Source organism: Mycolicibacterium obuense (genome assembly GCF_055397605.1).
In genome coordinates, this window is record NZ_AP043663.1 from 979063 (window position 1) to 1001858 (window position 22796).

The 22796-nt window shown below is 68.6% G+C and carries 22 protein-coding genes and 1 tRNA gene; 9 read left to right on the forward strand and 14 right to left on the reverse strand.

Features of this window, described 5'->3' with window-relative positions:
* Positions 1-41: 41 nt before the first annotated feature.
* The 3 genes from ACZ50N_RS04710 (at position 42) to ACZ50N_RS04720 (ending at position 3430) form a co-directional block, all read left to right on the forward strand.
* Positions 42-1475: a gamma-glutamyltransferase gene (locus ACZ50N_RS04710; RefSeq protein WP_464474777.1), complete on the forward strand. Its 1434-nt coding sequence runs from the start codon at positions 42-44 to the stop codon at positions 1473-1475.
* On the forward strand, positions 1472-2689 hold the full coding sequence (locus ACZ50N_RS04715) for a M20 family metallopeptidase (RefSeq protein ID WP_464474778.1): 1218 nt from the start codon (positions 1472-1474) through the stop codon (positions 2687-2689). The genes ACZ50N_RS04710 and ACZ50N_RS04715 overlap by 4 nt, the downstream gene beginning before the upstream one ends.
* Before the next feature lie 87 nt (positions 2690-2776).
* Positions 2777-3430 carry a GntR family transcriptional regulator gene (locus ACZ50N_RS04720; protein WP_046362484.1) on the forward strand — a complete coding sequence of 218 codons (654 nt, stop codon included), beginning with the start codon at positions 2777-2779 and terminating at the stop codon, positions 3428-3430.
* 7 nt (positions 3431-3437) lie between these two features.
* Here the strand turns inward: ACZ50N_RS04720 and ACZ50N_RS04725 are convergent, their stop codons facing one another.
* From ACZ50N_RS04725 to ACZ50N_RS04755, 7 genes are all read right to left on the reverse strand, one after another.
* Positions 3438-4313 (reverse strand): N-acyl homoserine lactonase family protein, encoded by an 876-nt coding sequence (locus tag ACZ50N_RS04725; protein ID WP_464474779.1) that lies wholly within the window; start codon positions 4311-4313, stop codon positions 3438-3440.
* Positions 4310-5764 carry a flavin-containing monooxygenase gene (locus tag ACZ50N_RS04730; RefSeq protein ID WP_464468975.1) on the reverse strand — a complete coding sequence of 485 codons (1455 nt, stop codon included), beginning with the start codon at positions 5762-5764 and terminating at the stop codon, positions 4310-4312. The genes ACZ50N_RS04725 and ACZ50N_RS04730 overlap by 4 nt, the downstream gene beginning before the upstream one ends.
* 37 nt (positions 5765-5801) lie before the next feature.
* Entirely contained in the window at positions 5802-7421 is a 1620-nt protein-coding gene (locus ACZ50N_RS04735; RefSeq protein ID WP_464474780.1) for an amino acid ABC transporter permease/ATP-binding protein, read from the reverse strand.
* A gap of 12 nt (positions 7422-7433) precedes the next feature.
* The gene (locus ACZ50N_RS04740; protein ID WP_131722047.1) at positions 7434-8333 is read right to left on the reverse strand and encodes an ABC transporter substrate-binding protein; all 900 of its coding nucleotides are present in this window, start codon (positions 8331-8333) and stop codon (positions 7434-7436) included.
* 125 nt (positions 8334-8458) lie between these two features.
* Complete coding sequence (locus tag ACZ50N_RS04745; RefSeq protein ID WP_048424802.1) at positions 8459-11818, reverse strand: ATP-binding protein; 3360 nt, start codon at positions 11816-11818, stop codon at positions 8459-8461.
* The gene (locus tag ACZ50N_RS04750) at positions 11811-12491 is read right to left on the reverse strand and encodes a DUF4194 domain-containing protein (protein WP_046362488.1); all 681 of its coding nucleotides are present in this window, start codon (positions 12489-12491) and stop codon (positions 11811-11813) included. The genes ACZ50N_RS04745 and ACZ50N_RS04750 overlap by 8 nt, the downstream gene beginning before the upstream one ends.
* Positions 12488-13909 carry a DUF3375 domain-containing protein gene (locus tag ACZ50N_RS04755; protein ID WP_133413674.1) on the reverse strand — a complete coding sequence of 474 codons (1422 nt, stop codon included), beginning with the start codon at positions 13907-13909 and terminating at the stop codon, positions 12488-12490. Before ACZ50N_RS04755 ends, ACZ50N_RS04750 begins: the two co-directional genes overlap by 4 nt.
* Before the next feature lie 198 nt (positions 13910-14107).
* Between ACZ50N_RS04755 and ACZ50N_RS04760 the strand changes: the two genes are divergently transcribed.
* On the forward strand, positions 14108-14740 hold the full coding sequence (locus ACZ50N_RS04760) for a DUF1345 domain-containing protein (RefSeq protein WP_464474781.1): 633 nt from the start codon (positions 14108-14110) through the stop codon (positions 14738-14740).
* 1 nt (position 14741) lies between these two features.
* On the opposite strand, the gene ACZ50N_RS04765 is transcribed toward ACZ50N_RS04760, so the two are convergent.
* Both ACZ50N_RS04765 and ACZ50N_RS04770 read right to left on the reverse strand, forming a co-directional pair.
* Entirely contained in the window at positions 14742-15650 is a 909-nt protein-coding gene (locus ACZ50N_RS04765; RefSeq protein ID WP_464474782.1) for an NAD-dependent epimerase/dehydratase family protein, read from the reverse strand.
* Positions 15647-16390 (reverse strand): SDR family oxidoreductase, encoded by a 744-nt coding sequence (locus tag ACZ50N_RS04770; protein ID WP_464474783.1) that lies wholly within the window; start codon positions 16388-16390, stop codon positions 15647-15649. The genes ACZ50N_RS04765 and ACZ50N_RS04770 overlap by 4 nt, the downstream gene beginning before the upstream one ends.
* Before the next feature lie 61 nt (positions 16391-16451).
* Here ACZ50N_RS04770 and ACZ50N_RS04775 point away from each other — a divergent pair, with 61 nt between their 5' ends.
* Positions 16452-17198: an alpha/beta fold hydrolase gene (locus tag ACZ50N_RS04775; RefSeq protein WP_464474784.1), complete on the forward strand. Its 747-nt coding sequence runs from the start codon at positions 16452-16454 to the stop codon at positions 17196-17198.
* On the opposite strand, the gene ACZ50N_RS04780 is transcribed toward ACZ50N_RS04775, so the two are convergent.
* Positions 17195-18085 (reverse strand): NAD(P)H-dependent flavin oxidoreductase, encoded by an 891-nt coding sequence (locus ACZ50N_RS04780; protein WP_464474785.1) that lies wholly within the window; start codon positions 18083-18085, stop codon positions 17195-17197. The genes ACZ50N_RS04775 and ACZ50N_RS04780 overlap by 4 nt on opposite strands.
* Positions 18086-18163: 78 nt before the next feature.
* On the opposite strand from ACZ50N_RS04780, the gene ACZ50N_RS04785 reads away from it, so the two are divergent.
* Positions 18164-18517, forward strand: a complete 354-nt coding sequence (locus tag ACZ50N_RS04785) for a nuclear transport factor 2 family protein (RefSeq protein ID WP_464474786.1) — start codon at positions 18164-18166, stop codon at positions 18515-18517.
* Here ACZ50N_RS04785 and ACZ50N_RS04790 read toward each other — a convergent pair.
* Complete coding sequence (locus ACZ50N_RS04790; RefSeq protein ID WP_464474787.1) at positions 18483-19037, reverse strand: TetR/AcrR family transcriptional regulator; 555 nt, start codon at positions 19035-19037, stop codon at positions 18483-18485. The genes ACZ50N_RS04785 and ACZ50N_RS04790 overlap by 35 nt on opposite strands.
* A gap of 81 nt (positions 19038-19118) precedes the next feature.
* Here ACZ50N_RS04790 and ACZ50N_RS04795 point away from each other — a divergent pair, with 81 nt between their 5' ends.
* Positions 19119-19754: an NADPH-dependent F420 reductase gene (locus ACZ50N_RS04795; RefSeq protein ID WP_464474788.1), complete on the forward strand. Its 636-nt coding sequence runs from the start codon at positions 19119-19121 to the stop codon at positions 19752-19754.
* Here ACZ50N_RS04795 and ACZ50N_RS04800 read toward each other — a convergent pair.
* Positions 19728-20567: an SDR family oxidoreductase gene (locus ACZ50N_RS04800; RefSeq protein WP_464474789.1), complete on the reverse strand. Its 840-nt coding sequence runs from the start codon at positions 20565-20567 to the stop codon at positions 19728-19730. The two genes, ACZ50N_RS04795 and ACZ50N_RS04800, sit on opposite strands and share 27 nt — an antisense overlap.
* Positions 20560-21012, reverse strand: a complete 453-nt coding sequence (locus ACZ50N_RS04805; RefSeq protein ID WP_464474790.1) for a nuclear transport factor 2 family protein — start codon at positions 21010-21012, stop codon at positions 20560-20562. The genes ACZ50N_RS04800 and ACZ50N_RS04805 overlap by 8 nt, the downstream gene beginning before the upstream one ends.
* A gap of 54 nt (positions 21013-21066) precedes the next feature.
* On the opposite strand from ACZ50N_RS04805, the gene ACZ50N_RS04810 reads away from it, so the two are divergent.
* A complete protein-coding gene (locus ACZ50N_RS04810) occupies positions 21067-21648 on the forward strand; it encodes a TetR-like C-terminal domain-containing protein (protein ID WP_464474791.1) in 582 nt (193 codons plus the stop codon).
* Here the strand turns inward: ACZ50N_RS04810 and selD are convergent.
* Positions 21635-22624 carry a selenide, water dikinase SelD gene (gene selD / locus ACZ50N_RS04815; protein WP_464474792.1) on the reverse strand — a complete coding sequence of 330 codons (990 nt, stop codon included), beginning with the start codon at positions 22622-22624 and terminating at the stop codon, positions 21635-21637. The genes ACZ50N_RS04810 and selD overlap by 14 nt on opposite strands.
* Positions 22625-22664: 40 nt before the next feature.
* On the opposite strand from selD, the gene ACZ50N_RS04820 reads away from it, so the two are divergent.
* Positions 22665-22759 (forward strand) — tRNA-Sec (locus ACZ50N_RS04820).
* Positions 22760-22796 lie beyond the last annotated feature (37 nt).

The following is a 22796-nucleotide window of genomic DNA, read 5'->3' on the forward strand; positions in this document are numbered from 1 at the left end:
ACTGGAGACGAACCTTGGCTCCCTCCGAGTACCGCGCGACAATGTCGTCAGGACGAGGCGGCGCCGCGTCGACGGCGCATCCGCTGGCCACGCAGGCCGCGGTGCACGTTCTGGAGCAGGGCGGTACCGCAGCGGACGCTGCGATCGCCGCCCAGGCGGTGATCAGTGTGGTGCTCCCGCAGGCGGCAGGGCTCGGCGGTGACCTGCTGGCGCTGGTCCACGACCGAGGCCACGTCGCCGCGGTGAACGGCACGGGACGGAGCCCCCGCTCCCTGCCGTCGCCCCCCGACGCGTCAGGCGGCTCGTCGGTGACCGTCCCGGGGCTCGTCGACGGCTGGGTGACGCTGAGCGCGCGATGGGGCCGGCTGCCCTTGGCCGAGCTGCTCGCGCCGGCCATCGAACTCGCAGGCCGCGGCGTCGTCCCGGAGCCGAGTGTGCTCGCGGCCGTCGACCAGCAGCGCGCGCGGCTGGAACGAGGAGGTGCGGGGGACTGGTCGCTGGTGTCGGCGCCCGATCAGCCCTGGGCGCAGCCGGAGTTGGCGGACCTGCTGGGACGCATCGGCGACGCGGGACGCGATGCCTTCTACACCGGACCAGGGGCGGCCGCCGTCGTCGACGCCGTGCGCCGCTGCGGTGGGTCACTCGAGCTGGAGGATCTCGCCGAACACGACACCCCGTGTCCGCCACCGGTGGCCGTGCCGTGGGGCTCCGGCCTGGTCCACGTCCAGCCGCCGATGTCGCAGGGCGTCCTTCTCGCGATGGCGTTGCAGTGCGTCCGTCGGCTCGCAGCGCGTGGCGTCCCCGTTGACGACCACCTGCTCGTGGAGGTGACCGGCGCGGCGTTCGAGCACCGATCGTCGTGCGGGAGAGGCGCTGCGCTGCTCGAGCTGGATCTCGACGTCGACCTCGAGCGGGCGTCGGGTCGCGCAGGACCCCGCGCCTATCTCCATACCGCCGGAGTCGCCACCGTCGACGCCGACGGCCAGGTCGTGTCCTCGCTGGTGAGCGTCTTCGACGACTTCGGCTCCGGGGTGTTCGTGCCCGAGCTGGGCATCGTGTTGAACAATCGCGCCGCGGGGTTCACCAACGGCGACAACATCGCGGCGCCGGGAAAGCGCCCGGTGCACACGCTCGCGCCGGCGATGGTCACCTCGGAGCGCGGGGTGCTCGGCATCGCGACGCCGGGGGCCGACGGCCAGATCCAGACGCTGCTGCAGGTTCTCTCGGCGCACGAGTTCAGCGGAACCTCCCTCGCCGACGCCATGGGGGCGTTGCGCTGGCGCAGCCAGGACGGCGATCTGCTGATCGAGGAGGGGCATCCCCGGGCGGACGCGCTCGCCGAGCGGGGCCACCACATCGTCACGAGGACTCCGGGTGCCGACGTCTTCGGCGCCGTCGTCGCGGCCGGTACCGACACGCACCCCTACGCCGTCGCCGACTGGCGGCGAGAGACCCACACCCGAGGAGCCGCATGATCCCGACCGAGGTGACGTCGCACCTGCAGGGCACCATCGCCGAACAACGCGAGGCGATCGTCGACCTGTGCGCGCAGCTCGTGGCCGCCCCCAGCGTCAATCCCGACGGCGACACACGCGAAGTGGCCGACGTGGTGTCGCGGGCCCTCGCCGACCGCGGAATCCACTCCCGTCAGGAGCGCTGCGTGCCGACGATGCCGTCGGTCCTCGCCGAGATCGACTCCGGCCGACCGGGTCCGCACCTCGTGCTCAACGTCCACCTCGACACCATGCCGCCGGGCGACGAGTCCGCATGGAGCCAGCCGGTGTGGGAGCTGACCCGCGTCGACGGCCGGCTGTACGGGCTCGGCATGGGCAACATGAAGGGGGCGGTCGCCGCGATGGTGACGGCCGCGGCGCTGCTCGCCGCCGAACGCGAGAAGTGGTGCGGCCGAATCACGTTCACCGCCGTCAGCGACGAGGTCGTATTCGGTGACAATGGCGCGGCCTATCTTCTGCGCGAGCACCCGGATCTGCTCGGCGATGCGCTCATCTGCGGCGAGGGACCCGGCTTCCGACGTCTGGCGCTCGGCGAGAAGGGCGTGCTCTGGGTCGAGGTGAGCGCCGAAGGCCCGGCGGGCCATTCGTCGGCGGTGCAGCGGGGTTGCTCGGCCTCGGCGCGGATCGCCGAGGCGGTATCGCGGATCGACGCGCTCAACGGCATGACGGGATCACTGCCTGTCGAGCTCGCCGTGATGGCGAGTGCGGACCCGGATCCCGGGCTCGTGTTGTCGTCGAACGTCGGCACCGTTGCCGCCGGCACCTTCGTCGGGCAGATAGCCACCCGCGCCAAGGCCGAAGTCGATCTCCGCCTGCCGCCGGGCATCACGACTCGCGACGCGTTCGCGTTGGTCGAGGAGGCGGTCGCGGGCATCGAGTCGGTGCGGATCCGGGAGCTGAAGGGCTGGGACGCCAATTGGACGGCGCCGGAGGCGCCGCTGACCCGCGCGTGGGACGTCGCCTCGCGGGCTGTCATCGACGCTCCGCCCACGTACGCGATCAGGCTGCCTGCCAGCGACGCCAGTCGGTGGCGCCGCGAGGGGGTCCAGGCGCTCTGCTACGGCCCGCAGCCGACCCTGTCCGCAGGCATCGACGACTACGCCGAGGAAGACGAGGTGTTGAGATGCGCCGCGCTGTACACGATGACCGCGCTGGAGTACCTCCGCGCGCCGTGACGAAGTGACAACCTCGCCGATTCGTATACTTCATCAACAGTCGCTCGGCACATGCCGGGCGACCGACGACGACAGAACAGGACGGTCGTGAGCAGCCCCTCGCCGTTGGTGCCCGCGTTCCCAGCGAACGCCACGCTGACCACCCGCGTGCACGACGCGCTCGAGAACGCCATCATCACCGGCGAGCTCAAGCCCGGCGAGAGGATTCACGCCGACGTCCTGGCCGCCCAGTTCGGGATGAGCCGCATCCCCGTCCGCGAGGCCCTGCGATCCCTGCACGAGGCCGGCTGGGTCGACATCAAGCCCCGCCACGGCGTCCATGTCCGGGAACGCACCGCCGAGGAACTCGACGAGCTCTTCGAGTTCCGGGCGGTCGTCGAGGGCATGGTCGCCCGGTGGGCCGCGCTACGCCGCACCGACGCCGATCTCGACGCGCTCGCTGCCCGGATCGAGGAGAACCGGGAAGCCGGCGACGAGCCCGCCACCGGCGCCGGCTTCTACGCCGCGCTGCGGGCCGCGGCCAAGAATTCGGTGCTCGCCACCACATCGGCAGCGCTGGAGAAGCGCGCCCGCTTCTACTTCTCGACCGTGGAGCACCAGCTCGGCGAGGACTGGCGGCACGTCCATGAAGCGGTGCTCGATCACGTGCGCGCGCAGGACGCCGATGCCGCGGATCGTGTGGCGCACAAGCACATCGAGGACACCGGCAAGGCCGTCGCAGCCCTGCTGTTCGATCGCTGACGTTCTGCTAGCGGTGCCCGGCTGACGGATGCCGGATTGCGTTGAACACCAATTGATCGTGGCCGGGAATGAGCCGTGCGTCGAGATCGGCGGCGTCGGCGAGGAGCCGGTTCAACGACGTGGCGGCCGCCGCCTCATCGACGGCCGTGCCGCCGGCGCAGTAGCCGCACGGTACCCGGTCGAGAAGGTTCTGCCCGAGATCGGCGGCGTCCGCGGCGAAGATCCATGTGCCGGTATCGGGAAGGGTGACCTGCAGCGAGACATGCCCGGGCGTGTGGCCGGGTGTGCACAGCACCCTGACCCCGGGAGCGATGTCGGTGTCACCATCGAGTACCTCCCAGCGGATCCGCGGGTCCGACCAGTCCTCGGCGCGAAAACCTTCCTCGAACAATGCTTTTCCGCTGCGTGCGAACTCGAGCTCGGCCCGGTGGATCGCGACCGGAACGCCGGCCTCCGCCAGCAGCGGGATACCGCCGGAGTGATCGAGGTGTAGGTGGCTGATCACGGCCAGGCGCAGGTCGGCGATCCGCACATCGACCGTCGCGAGGGCGGCGGTCAGCGGATCGCCCTCGAGACCCCAGTTCCAGCGCGTCGGGTCCGGCGGGGCGGGGTGCATCGACCAGGTGGCGCTGTCCGGGTCCGCGCCGGCGTCGAGCGCGGCGGCCCGGTAGCTGTCCTGGGTGACATCGGCGTCCAGGGCCTCGCGACCCATTCCCGTGTCGAACAACACCCAGCCCTCTGCGGTGTCGACGAGAACCCCGTACAGCGGCTCCCACCCGAGGTCGGACGACCCGCCGCGCAGTGACAGGGACCGCGGCACCCGCTCCGCTCCGTACTGCAGCAGGAACATGCGTGACGCCTGACCGCCCGTGTCCGTCGTCACGACACGCGCGTTCCCAGGCGCCGAAGTGCTAACAGCACAAGCGCATACACGGCCGCCCCCTCGGGCCACTGCGTGACGATGCGGCCCGTCGACGACGCGAAGTAATTGCTGCCGTCGACCCAGGCGGTACTGCTGATGCGATGCTGCACCCACCGGTTGTACACCGCCGACACGCGCTCGCGCGCATCCACCGTCGACTTGCCCTTCGTCAGGACCCGCCGTATCTGGTGGACGATGAAGTCCGCCTCGTGCTCGAAGTTCGAGACGGTGAGGCCACCGTTGGTGTTCGGCCCGTACATGATGAAGAAGTTCGGGAAACCGGGGACCATCATCCCCGCCAACGCAAACGGGTCAGGACCCCACACGGTGTTCAACGCTGTCCCGTTGCGGCCGGTCACCGCAAGAGAGGCAAGGAATCTCGTCGCAACGTAGCCGGTCGCGAGAACCAGCACGTCAGCCTCCCGCTCCACGCCCTCGCTGTCGATGATCCCGCTGCTCGTGCAGGAGACCACCGCTCGCGGCACCAGATGCACATCGTCGCGTAGAAGCGCCGGATAGAAGTCGCTCGAGACGACGGTGCGCTTGCCGGCGAACGCGTAGTCGGGGGTCAGTGCTTCGGCGAGGTCGGGACGGTCCGCGAACACCTCCGCCACGTACTGCCGGGCCTTGGCCTCCCAGCGTCGATTCATCCTGCTGCCCGGACGGAACACCGCGCCGTGCCATTCCCGGCGCTCCTGACGGACGTAGAGACGAATCCGATTGAGCCGTTGGATGAACGGCCAGGAGAACACCCTCCGTTCCCGCGCGGAGAAGTCGCGATCCCCCTTGGGCAGCACCCAGCCGGGCTGGCGCTGATAGACCGTGACGGAGTGTGCGTGCGGCGCCACCGTCGGCACGACCTGGGCGGCGCTGGAGCCTGTCCCGACCACGGCGACCCTCTTGCCCGAGATGTCGAGCGTCTCATCCCATTCCGCGGTGTGCACGACCTCGCCGCGGAAATCCTCGAGTCCGGGCCACACCGGATATTGCGGCGCCGCGAACAGTCCGACGCACGACACCACGAACCCGAAGCGCTCGCTCTCCCCGGCAGCCGTGCGCACGACGTACTCGCTCGACGCGTCGTCCCACGTCACCGATTCCACCGTCTCCTTGAAGCGGATGGAGCTCATCACGCCGAACGACTCGGCGACATGCTCGAGGTACTCCTGGATCTCGGCGCGACGGACATGCGTCCGGCTCCAGTCGTACGGGGCGAACGAGTAGGCGTAGAGATGCGATGCGGCATCGGTTTCCGCTCCCGGGTACCGGTTGTCCCACCAGGTGCCACCGACGCCTTCGGACCGCTCGAAGATGACGTAGTCGATACCGACCCGCTGCAGTTTGATGGCGACGACGATGCCGGCGAAGCCGGCACCGATGATCGCGACACGGGGTGGGGTTGCTCGCGACATGAAGGCGCCTTTCCGATCTGACTGTACGGCGGTCGTGTCAGACACGTTCGGTCTGAGCGACGAGGTTCAAGAACCTCCGTGTGCGGGGGTGCGTCGGGCGGTCGAGCACCTCTTCCGGAGTGCCCTGCTCCACGACTTTGCCTCCGTCCATGAACACCACCCGGTCGGCGACCTCGCGGGCGAAGCGCACCTCATGGGTCACGACGAGCATCGTCATACCGGCCTCTGCCAGGCGGCGGATCACCTGCAGTACCTCGCCGACCAACTCCGGATCCAGTGCCGACGTCGGCTCGTCGAAGAGCATCAGCTTGGGCTGGATGGCCAGAGCGCGCGCGATTGCCACGCGCTGCTGCTGCCCGCCCGACAGACGGTGCGGCAGGTGGTGGGCGTGCTGTTCGAGGCCGACGTCGCGCAGAAGAGCGAGTGCGAGTTCGGTGGTCTCCGCCTGATCGCGGCCGTAGACCCGCCGCGGGGCGATGCTGATGTTGTCGAGCACCGTCAGATGATCGAAGAGATTGAAGTGCTGGAACACCATGCCGATTCGTGCGTCGGCGCGAGCTTGCGCGAGACGCGACACCGACCGCAGCGTGCCGTCCTTGAGCTCGTAACCGACGTGGCGTCCGTCGACGAGCACCTCTCCGTCGTCGACGTCCTCGAGGTGGTTGACCAGACGCAGCAGGGTGCTCTTGCCGGACCCGCTGGGACCCATGAGCACGACGACCTCGCCCTGCTTCACGTCGAGGTCCACCCCGGTGAGGATCGGACGTCCTTCGTAGGCCTTGTGCACGTTGCGGCACGAGACGAAATCGGTGCCATCGCTCTCATCGTCCGACGACGTCGTCGACTGCCGGGCGATGAGGTCGGCGACACCCGCGGGCGCCGCGGAGGGCGCGGATACTGGTGCCACAGGAGGAGTTTCGTCTGGTGACGGGGCAGCCGCACCGGCCTTCGGGCGGCGGCGGGGGAGACCGATCGCGCGCGCCATGAACCCGGCCTGAGGGGTGGTGGGCCTGTCGAGAGCGAACTTGCGCTCGAGCGCCGACTGGCCGAAGCCCATCACGGTGGTCGCCGCGAGGTACATCGCACCGGCGGCGAGGAAGACCGGGAAGAAGTCGAAGTTCGTGGCGACGATCGTCTGAGCCCGCAGCGTGAGTTCGTTGACGGCGATCACCGACGCCAGCGAGGTGAACTTGAGCATCGAGATGGCGTCGTTGCCGAGTGCCGGCACGATGGCCCGCAGCGCCTGGGGCATGATCACGCGACGCAGGGTCAGCACCGGCCCCATGCCGAGCGAATTCGCCGCCACCACTTGGCTTTTGCCCACGGATTTGATGCCGCCGCGAATGATCTCGCCGGCGAAGGCCGCCTCGTTCATCGTGAAACCGATCATCGCGGTGACCACCGGGCCGAAAGAGACACCCGCGCTCGGCAGCGCGGTGTAGAGAAACACCAGTTGCAGCAGCAGCGGTGTGCCCCGCATCAACCAGGTGTAGAACGCGGCAGGGACCCGCAGCACGGCATGGCGCGATTCCCGCATCAGGGCGAGCAGCAGGCCGAGAACGAGAGCCAATGCCATGGAGACGGCGGTGATCTGGATGGCCACCACCAAACCGCGCCACAGGAACGGGTCGACCAGGTAACGCAGGAATTCGGTCATGTCGACTCCCGATCAGCTGGTGACGACGGCGGGTTGGAGCTCCTGATCAGAAGAGAACCCCCAGCGCTTCATCGCCTTCTGCAGCCCGCCGTCGGCGTACATCTGCCCGAGCGCAGCGTTGAGGCCGTCGCGTAACTCGGTGGCCTTCTTGTTGACTCCGAATCCGAAGTCGAAGTCGGTGGGCAATTGGAAACCGACGGCGAGTTTGTCCGGGTTGCGCTCGGCCAGATAGGCAGCGACACCGGCATCGGTGAGCACGATGTCTGCCTCACCCTGCGCGAGAGCGCTCTGCGCCCGGTCGATGCTCGGGAAGTTCAGCGTCTTCAGCGGAGGCTTGCCCGTCGACTCGCACTCTTTGTTCTGCTTGTCGAAGATCGCGTTCTCGACGGTGCCGACCACCAGCGCGGCCGTGACACCGCAGATGTCGGCTAGGGACTTGATGTTCTTGGGGTTGCCGGCCGCGACGATCGATGCCTCGCCGGCTTTCATGTAGTTGACGAAGTCGACTTGTTTGACGCGCTCCTCCGACGAGTACATCCCGGCCGCGACCAGATCCACCCGGCCGGACTGCAGCGCAGGCACCAGCCCGGCGAAGTCCAACTTGGAGTACGTGGTGCGGAACCCCAGGCATTGCCCGGCGGCGTTGAGTAGATCCGGTTCGATGCCGATGATGTTCGACGGGTTCTTCGGGTCAGACGCCGAGTAGTTCGCCGGCGCCGGGGAGATGCCCACCGTCAGCGTCTTGCCGGCGAGCCCGGGGTACTTGGCCGCGAGCGTGTCACACGTCGACTTGTCGATGGCGAGATCGCTGGTGGCGGCGTTGTTCGCGGATTCCTCCGCCGAGCAGGCGCTCAACCCGATCGCGAGTGCGGTGGCGGCGATGGCCGTGACCACCATCTTGGGAACGTGCACGAGAGCCTCCTCTGGTCCGGATGGATAACCGGTGAACAGCACTGGCTCAGGTATAGAATATAAAATAGTTCGGGTCAAGGAATCGGCGTTACGCCGGTGTGAAATCTGAATCGGCAGCCGGGCGCTCAGTGCGCCAGCGCCGGCACCTTCTGCTTCATCTGGTGACGCAGCTCCGTGAACTCCGCGATCGAACGCGTCGCCACCGTGGCCACCGGCCGCGCGTTGCGACCCGTCGCTTCGGTCTTGCTGACCATCACCACGCTGTCGATGTAGGGCTGGATCGTCGTCGCGTTCTGCACCGTCGCGACGATCACCAGCTGGAAACCGAACTTGCGGAAGGCCTGCAGCGCCTGCTGCGCGAACTGCGGATCCGATTTCGAGAACGCCTCGTCGAGCATCAGCTGCGCGAACACCGGCTTGTTGTCCTGGCTTTCGGGGCTCGCGAGGTTGAAGCTCAGCGCCCCGGCGAGGCAGAACGCCATCAGCTTTTCCTGCTCACCGCCCGAGTTGTCGCCGGCATTGCTGTGCGTGCGGATCAGCTCGTCGGAGGCCACGTCCCACTCCGCGCAGTCGAACGTGAACCGGTTGCGCACATCGAGCGCGTCGCGCGTCCACGCCTTGTCCTCCGGCGCCGTCGACGCCAGCCGATTGCGCAATCGCAGGATGTCGGCGTACTGGTCCAGGATCGCCTGCTTGTCGCCCAGGCCCACCTCGGCGATGCGCCGGCTGATGGCCCGCACGATCTCGGTCAGCTCCGACACCGCGGTCAGGCTGCGCGGCGTGGCACGCAGCGTCAGCCGGGTGCCACGGTTGAACTCGACGGCGCCCAAGCCGGTGTTGACCCGTTCGATCTGTTCGGCGATGCGGCGTGCTTCCTGCTCGGCCACGCGGTGCAGCGTCAGGATCGCGTCCGGTGCCTGCTCGGTGACCAACCGCATCATCCGCTCGTAGGCCTCGGGCAGCTCGCGCTCGTCGATGTGCCGGCACAGCGCGACATAGTCGTGCACGCGCTCGTCGAAATTCTCCGAGTCGTTCGGGATCGCGTCGGGGAACGCGGTGTCGAACGTGTTCAGGATGCGGGCGAGCTCGTCGTAGGACCGTCTGCGGCTCTCGCGGAGTTGCTCGCGTTCCTTCTTGATCGCGCCGAACAGCGCGTCGCGGAACGGTTCCGGGTCGAGCAGCTCGAGGCTGACGGGCAGCTGCGCGGAGTAGCGGGTCAGCAGCTCGGTCAGCGGTTCGCTGACGAACGCCGGCGACAGCCGCTCCTCCAATTCGAGGAGCCGGGTGCGCCGAGTGTCCAGATCGTCGCGTCGGGTCTGGATCGCGCCGCGGCGCGTCATCAATTTCTGGATCTGTGACCAACATTCGTCGGCGCGCGCATTGAGCGCCTCGATGTCGGGGTTGTCGGCCAGCAGCAACTCGTACTGTTCGCGCAACCGCTCGGCGTGCCCGTCGGCGGTCTCGGTGTCGATCTGGCTCCACTGCGGGAACTGCTCGCAGATCGCCTTGCAGGCCGCCGCGCGGTCACGCCATTGCTGGCGCTGGGCGGCGATGTCGTCGGCGGTGCGGCGTGCCTTCTGATAGGCGTCTTCGGCGGCGGCCAGGTCGACGGTGAGCGCGTTGATCTTCGCCGTCACATCACCCTGGTACAGGTACTCCGACTGCTTGAGCGGGCGCCGGTCGTCCTTGATCGCGAGCCGGTCGGAGTCCTTGTAAAGGCCGGTGTCGGTGACCGCGCGGCGGAACCGGGCGAAGACATCGGGGGTGTCGACGCAGGCGTGATCGCCCGCCGCGGTGACGATGTCGACGGCTTCGGCGGCGCACGGATGCGCGGGGTCGACGGCAAAGAGCTTGCCTGCCAGCGTGTTGGACTCCGGCTCCACCGGATCCGCGCCGAGCATCTTCGCCCGCACATGGTGCAGCGCGAGCCGGCCCCGCATGTTCGTCTCGTTGACGAACTGCAGCACCGCCGTCCAGTGCTGGTCGGGCACCATCAGCCGCAGCCCGACGCCGCGCAGCACCTTCTCCACCGCGGTGCGCCACCGGGTCTGGTCGGCGCGCAGGTCCATCAGCTCGGCGACATACGGCAGCTCGGCGGCGTCCACACCGACCGCGGCGCAGATCTGATCGCGCATCAGCAACGCGAACTCGGGCAGCGCCGAGCCGACGTGCTCGACGCGCTTGAGCTCCTTGGCGGCGTCGTCGCGCGTCATGCGCGCGGCCTTCTGCGCGTACTCGGCGTCGGTGGACGCCTCCCGGTTGCGTTCGACCTTGGCGAGCAGTTCGGTGGCCTGCTGCAGCAGTTCTTCGCGCAGATTCCAGAATTCGTCAGCGGTGTCGGGAACGTCGAGATCCTGTGCGGCGAGCATGTCCTCGTAGGCGGCGCGGCGGCGCTCGATCTGCTCGGCCTCGGTCTCCGCGGCCGTCACCTGACTTTGCAGCGGACCGATGTTCGCACTGGTACCGCTGATCTGTGCATTGAGCGAATCCGCTTCTGCCTTGGCCAGATTCAGCGACCGCGTGACATCCTCGTACTCGTTCTCGAGCTGGTCGATCGTGGTGTCGAGTTGGGCGATCTGCGCCGGGCACTGCGCCAGCCGGACGTGATCGGTGTACGCGCGCACCATCGGCAGGTCGACGAGATCGATGATGCCGAGATCGGTGGACTCCGAGGCGTACCGCTGCTGGATCTTCTCGATGTCGCCCAGGATCTTGCGCTTGCGCTGCGCGACGGCCAGCAGTTCGCGGGCCTCCACCAGGGGATCGATCTGCTTGAGCGCCTCGGGAAGACGGGCCAGGCTATCCGGCTCGTCGAGCATGAACTCCCGGACGAACTGCTCCAGGCCGCCGACGCTCTTGAGCGACTTCGCCTTGCCGAGCAGCTGCTGGGCCGCATCGGAGGCGCGGATGCCGATCGTCGCGTACAGCTGCGCCAGATACTGCGACTCGACCTTGGTGGTGAACCGCCAGCCGTTCTCTTTGAACACGCCAGTGTCGAAACGGCCTGCCGCCCAACGATTGCAGACGTCCTCGATGCCGAGATCGCCGTCGCCGAGCACGAACCGGCTCGACGAGTCGTTGCGCGATTCGCCCGTCAGCCACTTGAGCACCAGGCCCGTCACCGTGCGCCCGGAGTCGCTGGCATAGGTCACCGCGACGGCCGACCACGCGGTGCCGTCACCGCGCAGGTACATCACCCGGCTGGTGCCACCGTCGCTGCGCTGACCCCACGCACCACGCACGTACTTGTCCACGGTGCGGCGGCCCGCGCTCGACCCGGCCGCGGTGTTGTCACCGGAGGCGTTGAAGTTGCGTCGGTTGAACGGCAGAAAGCCCAGCGAGATAGCGTCCAGCAGTGAGGATTTGCCGCTGCCCGAGGCGCCGGCGATCAGTGCACCACCCTCGCTGAACGGGATCGAGTGGTAGCCGTCGAACACGCCCCAGTTGATGACCTGCAGCCGGGACAGGTGGAACTGCTCAGTCAAGGGTGACCTCCACGTCGGGGGTGCCGCCGGTGGCCAGCAGTTCGAACTGCTGCTGCAGCTCGGTGATCACGCTGGCCGTCATCACCGCGGTGATCACCGGGCTGATCGTGTAGCTGTCTTCGTCGTCGCGGCTGCGGCGCAGGATCTCCAGGCCCGTCAGCCGGGCGATCGCCGCGTCGATGCGGCCCGTGAACGTGACCGCGTCTCGGTCCACGTCGTTCAGCACACCCGAGAACAGCCCGTGCATCTCCTCGCGTGAGATCAGCACGCTCTGCCCGCCCGCGGCGCGCATCATCTGCGCCAGGTGCAGGGCCAGGATCGAGTCGTAGGTGCCGAGCGGCTCCCGGCGGAGAAGCTTGATGCCCTTGGCGGATTCGTAGCGGGCCTGCTCGACGAACGCCACGTCCGTTCCGTCGACGATGCGCAGCAGCAGGTCGAGCTCGGACAGCCGGACCGACAGCTGATGGCGGTATTCGAGCACCCACGCGTAGATGTCGGCGTCGGACTCGGCGCTGATGTAGCGCCGAGTCAGCAGATGCTGCAGCGCCCAGCAGGCGCGGTCGGGCAGCTCGGAGACGTCGCCGTCGAACCGGGGCCGCCGCTGATGTGGCGGTCGCGCGGTCTGGTCGACCTGCGGCAGGGACGAGAAGTCGATATCGGCGTCGGTGCTCACGGGGCCACTCCCACGGTGATCGGTTCGGTGAAAGTCGCGTTGGGAACGGCGATCTCGCGATCGCGGCCGTCCAGCGAACGGAAGCGGACCGTCGTGGACTCACCGGCCGTCTCTTGCGGCTGCTTGAGCGCCCACGACCACAGCACGATGACGTGACCGAGGTACGCGTTATCGAGTTTGGCGACCGCGTCCGGCAGCGACATCGGCAGCGCGTCGTTGATCATCTCCGCCATCGCCGCGGCGTCGACCTGGGTGGTGAGCGCGGCGAAGCTGGCGAGGTCGACGTCGCCCTCGGCCGGTTTGGCCGGCTTCGGGTTGGACAGGTCGCCGATCTTGAAGCTGAGCGCGCCGACCGAGCTGATCGCATGCCTGGCCAGTGGTAGCTCGAGATCGAGCCGGGAATCGGTGAGCGAGGTCTTCAGCAGGGTGCGCGCGGCGCCGATGGCCTCGTTCAGCTGGCGGGCGATGCCGCGGCTCTGCTCGAGCGTGCCGAACGCGGTGAAGCGTTTGACCCGCTGCGCGCAGCGCTGCTGGATGCGTTCGACCTCGTCGATCTGCTGTCCGACCAGTTCGAAGAAGCCGGCCATCACCCGGCGCAGCGCCGGGTCCAGATGCGGGAGAGCACCGGCGACCGCGGCGACGTCGGCCTCGAACTCGGCGCGCTGGTCGGGGTCGTTGATCATGCGCAGGAAGGCGCGGTGGCTGTCGCGGCCCTGCGAATCCCAGGCCGCCTGGTAGTCGGCGTACATCTGCCGCTGCCGATCCCGGTAGGCGAGGTTGCTGTCGATCGGTTCGTCGAGCGCCGCGGTGGCCTGCTCGATCATCGTGCCGTACTGGCCGATGTCGGTGATCAGGCGTTCCATCTGCAGCGCGATCGCGCGGGCCTCGTCGTAGGCGTCGGTGACGTCCGGTTCGGGTCGTTCCCCGGCCTCGAGTTCGTCGAGCTCACGACGCAGCGTGTCGATCTCGGCTTCGATGCTCTTACGGATCCGGGCGGGATCGTTGCCCACCTTGATCGCTACCTGCTTGAGCCGGCCGGCGATACCGGTGATCGACCCGCCGGTGGCGATGGTGTCCTGGCGGCGCATCCCGCGCAAGAAGTCCAGCGCACGCCGCGCGTCCTGGGTCAGGTAGCAGACGTTCTGATCGGTACGGTCGTCGACGATGCGGTGCAGCCAGCCCTGGCTGGCCCACGACTTGACCAGCGCGAGGCCGGGCTGATCGTCGCCCAGGTCGGCCAGATCACGCTCCAGGCGCACCACCAGCTCGGTCTCGGCGACCACTCCGCCGCTCAGGTGCCGGTCCATCAGCGCCGCGTAAAGGCTCAGGTTGGTGGCCGACAGCAGCCGTACCGTCGGGGATGCCTGCAGCTCGCGGTTGCGCTCGAGCAGATCGGCCGCCGACAGCTGGTCGTCCACGCACCCTCCCTCTCTGTCTCGCTCCGGTGTCTGGCCGGAGGCCCCAACATAGGCCACGGCGCGGACACCGCCGCCGTCCGCGGGGGAGTGTCGCGAGGTTTCCGGCGCGTCGTGTGACGGGTGTGACCAGCGAGATTGTCGGGTCAGGTGGGGGTGTCTTCCAGGCCTCCGACAGGCCGGCCTGGTTGACTGCGTCAGATGACCTCGGCGCGGTGGCACACCCCCGCGATCCGGCTGCTGGGCGCGGCGATCCTGGGCCTGGTGGCCGGCCTTGGTGCGGCTGTCGAGTTCGGGCGGTTCGCCATTCTGATCGGCTGGGACGTCCTCGCGCTGACCTACCTGGTGTGGACATGGTCGGTGCTGTGGCCGTTCGATGCCGAGCAGACCGCATCGCATGCCGAGATCGAGGAGCCGGGCCGCCGCACCGTGTTCGTGTTGGTCCTCGTCGGCGCGCTCGCCAGCCTGGTCGGCGTCGGGCTGCTGCTGGCGAATGCACGGCCCGAACGTCTCGGCGCGGTGGCGCCGTACGTGGCGGTGGGCAGCGTGGTGGTCTCGTGGTTCGCGGTGCACACGCTGTTCGCGCTGACCTACGCGAAGATCTACTTCCGGGAAAAGCCGGTCGGCGGAATCGATTTCAACACTCCTGAGCCGCCCCGCTACAGCGATTTCGCATACGTCGCCTACGCCGTCGGCATGAGCTTCGCGATCTCGGACACCAACCTGACGTCGTCGCGGATGCGCGCCACGGCGCTCAAACACGGTCTGCTGTCGTACCTTTTCGGCTCGGTGATCGTCGCCTCGGTGGTGAACTTGATCGCCGGCGGTCTGTAGGTCAGGCCAACCCGAGGTCGCGCAGCGAGGTGACGGTGTCGCGGATCGTCTCGTCGAGAGGGCGTGGCCGCCAGCCGAGCACCGCCTTCGCCTTGGCGTTGTCGATCTGCGGCCGTGTGCCCGTGGTGTTGTCTTCGGTGCTGACGCCGACCATGCGTGCCAGTTCGCCGAACGTCACCGCGGGCTCGTCGGCGACCACCAGGAAGCGTTCGCCCGCAGCAGCTTCCGTGGTCATCGCGCGCACATGGGCGTCGGCGACATCACGGACATCCACCACGCCGAAGTACTGGCCTGCCGGCAGCGGATCACCGGCGAGCATCGAGCGCACGATCTGCACCGAGGTCGACAGGTGCGGACCGAGCGTCGGCCCGAAGATCCCGGTCGGCACGATCGTCGTCAACTCGAGCTCCCCGCCCTCGCGATCCACGAAGTCCCACGCGGCCCGCTCCGCGATCGCCTTCGACCGGATGTACGCGGTGTTCTCGTCGGCCGGGTCCGTCCAATCCTCCTCGGTCCAGCGTTGGTCCGCGCTCGGGGAGTACCCGACCGCGGCGAACGACGACGTCATCACGACCTGCGCGCACCCCGCGTCGCGCGCATGACGTAACACCCGCAGCGCGCCGTCGCGCGCCGGCACGATGACCTCGTCGTCGGTGCGGGGATTCTGCGCCGGGAACGGCGACGCGACGTGCATGACGACGTCGACTCCTGCGACGGCGTCCGCCCAGCCGTCGTCGGACGTCAGATCGGCATAGGCGAATTCGACTGACGCGGTGGCGGTCTGACGAACGTCGTCGGCACGCTGCGGAGTGCGGACTGCCGCACGGACCCGGTGGCCCTGCGCCAGAAGCTGATTGACGAGGTGACTGCCCACGTAACCGGCGGCGCCGGTCACCAGGACGTCGCTCACTGAGTGGCCAGCCAGTCGGCGAACCGTTGTGTGCCCAGCCGGGCGCCGTCGCCGGTGACCAGGGTGTCGTGGTCGACACGTGCGCCGAAGTAGGTGGCTTCTGCGTCGTCGACGACGGCGTTGTCCTTGCCCTGATGGGCGAGCACCGCGCGCGCCAGATCGGCGAACGTCATCTTCTCCGGACCGCCCACGTCGACGATGCCGCCGGCCGGCGCGCGCTGCGCCGCGTCGGCGACCGCCGCCGCCACGTCTGCGGATGCGATGGGCTGAATGCGGGCCACAGGGGCGCGGAACTCGTCGCCGACCGCCAGCGACCCGACGATGGCCTCGGCGAACTCATGGAACTGCGTCGCGCGCACGATCGTGTACGGCAGCCCCGATTCGGCGACCGTGCGCTCCTGGATGACCTTGGCCCGCATGTAGCCGCTGTCGGTGATGCCGTCGGCGCCGACGATCGACAGCGCGACGTAGTGTTCGACGCCGGCACTCGCCGCAGCCTTGACGAGGTTCGCGGACGACGTGGTGAAGAAGTCGGTCGCCGTATCATCGTCCAGCTGAGGCGAATTCGTGACGTCCACGAGCACCGCGGCGCCGGGCACCGCGTCGTCGAGCCCCTCGCCGGTGAGCACGTTCGCCCCGGTGCGCAGTGATGCGCCGACGACGTCGTGTCCGGCAGCGGTCAGGATCTGCACGACCTGCGACCCGATCATCCCCGATGCGCCTATGACTGAGATCAACATGTCTCCACTGTGGCACCAAAGGGCGGGCCACGGCCCCCGGAAAGTCCGTAGTCTGACGTCCATGACGGCGGTCTTCGTACACGGCAATCCCGAGACCACGGCGATCTGGGGCCCGCTGCTCGCGGTCCTCGGCCGCGACGACGTGGTACTTCTCTCGCCCCCGGGCTTCGGAGCACCGCTGCCCGACGGGTTCGGCGCGACATTCCTGGAGTACCGGGACTGGTTGGAAGCCGAACTGTCGGCGATCGAGGGGCCGATCGACCTCGTGGGCCATGACTGGGGCGGCGGGCACGTCATCAACGCGGTGATGCACCGGCCCGAGCTCGTCCGCAGCTGGGTCAGCGACGTCGTCGGGCTGTTCGACCCGGAGTACGTGTGGCACGACATGGCGCAGGTGTGGCAGACACCGGGAGCGGGCGAGGAGTCGCTCGACGCGATGCTCGGCGGTGACCTGACCGCGCGCACGGATCTGATGGTGTCGCTCGGCATTCCGGCCGACATCGCCGCGCAGATCGCCGAGTACCAGAACGCCGACATGGGCCGGGCCATCCTTGCGCTCTACCGGTCTGCCGCGCAACCCGCGATGGCGGAGGCGGGCCGGGAGTTGCCGCGCCTCGCCGCGCGGCCGGGCCTGTCGCTGCTGGCGACCGACGACGCGTTCATCGGCGCTCACGACAACCGGCGCCGGGCCTCCGAGCGGGCGGGCGCACGCATCGCTGTGCTCGAGGGGCTGGGGCACTGGTGGATGGTGCAGGACCCGCACCGCGGCGCCGAAGCACTGAATTCGTTCTGGGCGACGCTGGATTAGGTGGTGATGAGTCTTCTGATGACGGCTTCTGCGTCGTCGACACCTGTGACGTCGCCGACGCCCTCGCCGGCGTTGATGGGGGCGATGCGGTAGTCGTCGCTTTCGGTCGCCGTGCGCAGTTCGTCTCGCGCCGTAGCGTCGATTTCGTCCTCGCGGGTGTCGTATCGGTCGGTGAAGCTGTTGCGCAGCACGCGTTCTGGCGTGTCCGTCGGCCACGCGTAACCGAAGGCTCTGTCGAACGCGCGGGTCAGGATCGTGTCGGTGGCCTGGGCCGTGATCAGCCGAGCGCGCGCCGCATCGTCGAGGAGCGACTCCCTGCACACCGCGAACGCGGTGCCGATCCACGCTCCGGCGGCGCCCGCGGCGAGCACGTCGTTCACTGCGTGAGCCGAGGCGATTCCGCCGGCGACGAGTACCGGTCTGTCCACGTAGGCGATGATCTGGCCCAGCAGGGGGTGCAGCGGCATGCGGGGTCGGCCGTGGCCGCCGCCCTCCGCTCCGCGGGCGACCAGCACGTCGACTCCGGCGTCTGCTGCCTGTATCGCTTGTTCGACGTCGGCGACTTGGGTGGCCGTCAGCACGCCGGCATCGTGGGCGGCCACCACCCAGGCGTAGTCGTCTCCGAAGCTCACCGACAGCAGCGCGGGCCGCGCATCCAGGGCGGCGTCGAGCAGGGCTGGGTCCTCGCGTACCCGCCAGCCGATCAGGCCGATCCCGAACCGTACGCCGCGAACATGGGGCAGTTCTTTGTGGAGCGTGGAAACCGTTGCGCTGCTTCCCACCCCGATCATGCCGAGCCCGCCGGAGCGGGTGACGGCTGCGGCGAGCTCGCCACCGGCCACCCCGCCCATCGGGGCGTTGAGGATCGGGACGGCGAGATCGAGCATTCCGGTGATCCTAGGCAACCCCGTCGCGCCTAGTGGTAACTTGCATGGGTGCTACAAAATGACGACATCGTCCGGCTCATGGAGGAAAATCTGCTCGCGGTGTTCAACGAGCGTGATGCAGACGCCCGGCTCGCAGTGATCCGGCGCAATTACGCGCCGCACGTCCGATGGTCGGACGCCGAGGAGACGGTCGTGGGTCACGATCGGTTGCACGAGAAGGCGCAGGCTCTCCTCGACGGGCCGCTGGCCGGGCTCGACTTCGTTCAGGCAGGCCCGGTGCACCAGGTGGCCAACATGGGCTACCTGAACTTCGAGGTCTACGCGCCGAGCACCACCGATATGCTGATCGCCGGGTTCGACGTCGCGCTTGTCGAAGACGGCGTGATCGCGCAACTGTTCACCGTGGTGACGCAGGAACCGGCCACGCCCTGAGGGCGATGTCCGCCGCCGCGCGCAGCTGCCGCCGGGTCGCACCGTCGCGGGCGAGAGCTGACAACCCGCGCAGGACCAGGTCGACGTAGTCGGTCAGCGCGGCGACGTCGGCCGATGCGGGCAGGTCGCCGGCCCGCTGCGCACGGCGCAGCCGCCGCGCGATCTCATCGCGTCCCGAATCGCGGCGGGCACGCAGTGTGGGGTCCGAGATGACGAAGCAGCCCGGCGGGTGAGCCGGCCGGGTGTACAGCTCGACCGCCCGGTCGAGCATCGACGTGAAGACCGCGTGCGCGGTGGGCTCCGCCAATGCGGGCGGCACCACCGCGGAGCGTTCGTACAACTCCACCGCGGCGTCGAACAGCGCTTGCTTGTCGCCGAACGTCGCATACAGGCTGGGCGGGCTGATACCCATTGCCGCCGTCAGATCGTTGATCGAGGTGCGGTCAAAGCCCCTGTCCCAGAACAGATGCATGGCTGCCTGCAGCGCGTCTGCGCGATCGAACTTCGGCGGCCGGCCCATCGGACGATCCTATGCACCCAGTCGCACACTCTGCTAGCGTCGTTACTTTAACAAGTGCTACAAAACTCTCGAGAGGGCGCCATGAGCTACGCGATCGTCGGTTCGGGCAACATCGGCTCCGCGGTGGCCGGGCACTTCGCCCGCACCGGAATCGCCGTCGCCGTCGCCGCCTCCCGCGGTCCGGACACCGTCGCACCGCTGGCGCAGCGCCTCGGACCCCACATCACGCCGTCCGAGATCTCCGACGCGCTCGGCGCCGACGTGGTGGTGCTGGCCGTGCCGTTCGATGCGGTGCAGGAACTCGTCGCTCAGGTGCCGGACTGGTCCGGTCGGATCATCGTCGACGCGACGAATGCCATTGACTACACCGACTTTTCGCCGGCGGATCTCGGTGGGCGGGCGTCGTCGGATCTGGTGGAGGAGTGGGCGACCGGCGCCCGCGTGGTGAAAGCCTTCGGGCACACCTGGGCCAAAGTGCTCGCCCACGAGCCCGAGGACGGTCACGGCGGACGGCGGGTGCTGTTCCTCTCGGGCAACGATTCCGCGGCCAATGCCGAGGTCGCGTCCCTGATCGAACGGTTCGGGTTCGAGCCGATCGATCTGGGCCGTAACGATGCGGGCGGGCTGCTGCAGCAGTTCGGCGGACCGCTGACCACCCACAGCTTCATCTCCCAGGCGATCGGCGGAGCTTCACCGGCCGAGATGGACTTGATGTAGGAAGTCGCGCAACGACGTCGGTGGGCGGCCGGTGACGTCGCGCACGGTCGTCGTCACGAAGTCCTGTTCGCCGGCGCTGATGCGTTCATCGAGTGCCGCGAGCACGCCCGCGAACTCCTCCGAGAGTCCGGCCGTGGTGAACTGTGAGGCTCGTTCGGCGGGCGACACGTCGACGTGGCGGATGTGGTGTCCGAGCACTTCCGACAGGATCGCCGCGGCGTCGGCGTAGGACAGTGATTCGGGGCCGGTCAGCAGCAGTTCCTCGCCGACGGGCTCGGGTGCGAGGAGAGCTTCGACGGCGGTCGCGGCGATGTCGTCGGCGTCGATGAAACCCAGACGACCTGCGCCGGTCGCCGTGACGATCTCCCGCGACTCCCGAATGCTGTGGGCCAGTGGGTGGTCGCCGACGAAGTTCTGCATGAACCACGAGGGCCGCAGAACGGTGGCCTCGGAAAACTTGCCGGCGATGACGTCGTGGATCTCGCCCAGCCCGGGCTCCCCCCGCTCGATCGCCGACGAACTCAACAGCACGACCCGACGCACACCCTGGTCTGCGGCCAGCTCGAGGAACGGGCCGACCGTCGACACCGGATCGGCGTCACCGGCCGGGGCGACCAGATAGATCGCCGTCGCGCCCCGGAGCGCCGCGGCGAACGTCGTGGCGTCGGCCCAGTCGAACACAAGGGCGTCCGGGTCGGCCGGGTCTGGCCGCCGGCTTGCGGGGCGGACGTGGCTGCCGCGGGACCGCAGGCCGGCGACGACGGCGGTCCCGGTGTTGCCGGTCGCCCCGGTGACGAGAATCGGATCAGGCATCACGACGCCCCATGCCTGACGCGAGGGCGTCGGCGTCTCCGAGTGCGGCTGCCGCGGCCACCGGGTTCCAGTAGTCGCGGTAGTGCCGCACGCCGTCGACGCCGACGGTGATCACCGCGACGTAATCCATGTGGTAAGTCGAGTTCGACTGCAGCACAATGCCGTCGGCCGAGAACTCCAGAACTGCCGTCTCCGGGTCGAGGGTGTGGTGCCGCTGCCGCTCGGTCACGGTGTCGATGCGCAGCATGGTGCTGTAGTCCCTCAGATAGTCGGCCACGTCGGCACGACTGCGCAGCACTGGATAGCCGGGTGCGGCGAAGGGGAACTCCATCGAACCGTCGGGCGCCCACTGATCGGCGAAGGCGCGCATGTCATTGCGGCGAAGGCTGTCGAGTAGGTCGTCGATCACCCGGTCGGTGTGCGAGCGGCGGTCATCATCGGTCACGGTGCTCCCTGTCATACGAAACGGAACGGTTCCGTCTCGTATAGTATTCCGATCGTGACGGCGAAAGCTAACCTGCGTGCTCAGGTGACAGACGGGATCGTCGAGGCAGTCCTGGACGAACTCGCTGACGTGGGCTTCGGCCGGCTCTCGATGGACGGTGTGGCCCGCCGAGCCCGAGCCGGCAAGGCCGCCCTGTACCGGCGGTGGCCGTCGAAGCAGGAGATGGTGCTCGACGTCGTGGCTGGGCTCAGCGTTCCGGCGGCCGCGACCGTGCCATCGGATGACCTGGTCGCCGACGTCACCGCGCTCGTCGCCGGTGTCGATGCGTGGCTGAGCGAGGTCCGGATGTCCCGCATCCTGCCCGACCTGCTCGCCGAAGCGATGCGTAACCCTGAGCTGGCGGACGCGCTGACTCGTCGTGTCGGAACCGCCCGCCGAGGCTACGGGCAGGCCGTGATCGACGCGGCAATTGCTCGCGGCGAGGTCTCCCCGGATGTCGACAGCGAGTACGTGTTGGATCTGGTTGCCGCGCCGGTGTTCTGGCGGATCTGCGGGCGCCGGGAGCAGACGGGACCCGCGTTTGTCGACCGGGTGGTCGACTCAGCGCTGCACGCGCTGGGCGTCAGCGCACGATGATCGTGTGGTCGGTGCGGGGGACCAGCTCTCCGATGACCGGGGCACCCGGGATCTCGCCGGCGATCAGGAGGCCGCCCGAGGTCTGCGCATCGGCCAGCAGCAGCGCTTCGTCCTCGCTGACCGAGAGCTCGATGTGCGGACGAACCCAGTCCAGGTTGCGTCGCGTGCCGCCGCTGACATACCCATCCCGCAAGGCTTCCCGCGCGCCATCGAGATACGGCACCGCCGCCGCGTCGAGCACCGCCGTCACCCCACTGGCCCGCGCCAGCTTGTGCAGGTGCCCGAGCAACCCGAAGCCCGTCACATCGGTGGCGCAGCGCACCCCGGCATCCAAGGCCGCCTGCGATGCCTCGGCGTTCAGCGTCGTCATCGTCTCGATCGCGTGCTCGAAGCGCTCGCCGGTGTTCTTGTGCCGGCTGTTGAGCACCCCGATGCCCAGCGGCTTCGTCAACGACAGCGGAACCCCGGCGACCCCGGCGTCGTTGCGCAGCAACCGGTCCGGGTCCGCGATACCCGTGACCGCCAGACCGTACTTCGGCTCGGGATCGTCGACGCTGTGCCCGCCGGCCAGATGGCAACCCGCCTGCACGCACACGTCCATGCCGCCGCGCAGCGTCTCGGCGGCCAGCTGGAACGGCAGCACGTCGCGCGGCCAGCCCAGCAGGTTGACCGCCACCACCGGCCGGCCGCCCATCGCGTACACGTCCGACAGAGCGTTCGTCGCCGCGATCCGACCCCAGTCGTAGGGGTCGTCGACGACGGGGGTGAAGAAGTCCGTCGTCGCGATCAGCGCGGTGCCGCCCTCGATACGCACCGCGGCCGCGTCGTCACCGTCGTCCAGGCCAACGAGCAGCTCGCCGAGCGGATTCACCGGCGTCTGTTGCTGGAGTCCGCGGACCACCTCTTCCAGCTCACCAGGGGGGATCTTGCAGGCACATCCGCCGCCGTGGGCGTACTGCGTGAGCCGGTGCGTCATGGCGTCCATGCTGCCCTGCCATGATGGACAGGTGGCTCAGGGAGGCGTATCCGGTCTGGTGACCGGCCCGATCTTCAAAATCGCTGAGCGGCAGTTCCTGTCGCTGGCGGGTTCGATTCCCGTCCGCCTCCGCCATTTCCCGTGCGATTTCGGCGTGTTCGTCGTCGCTGAG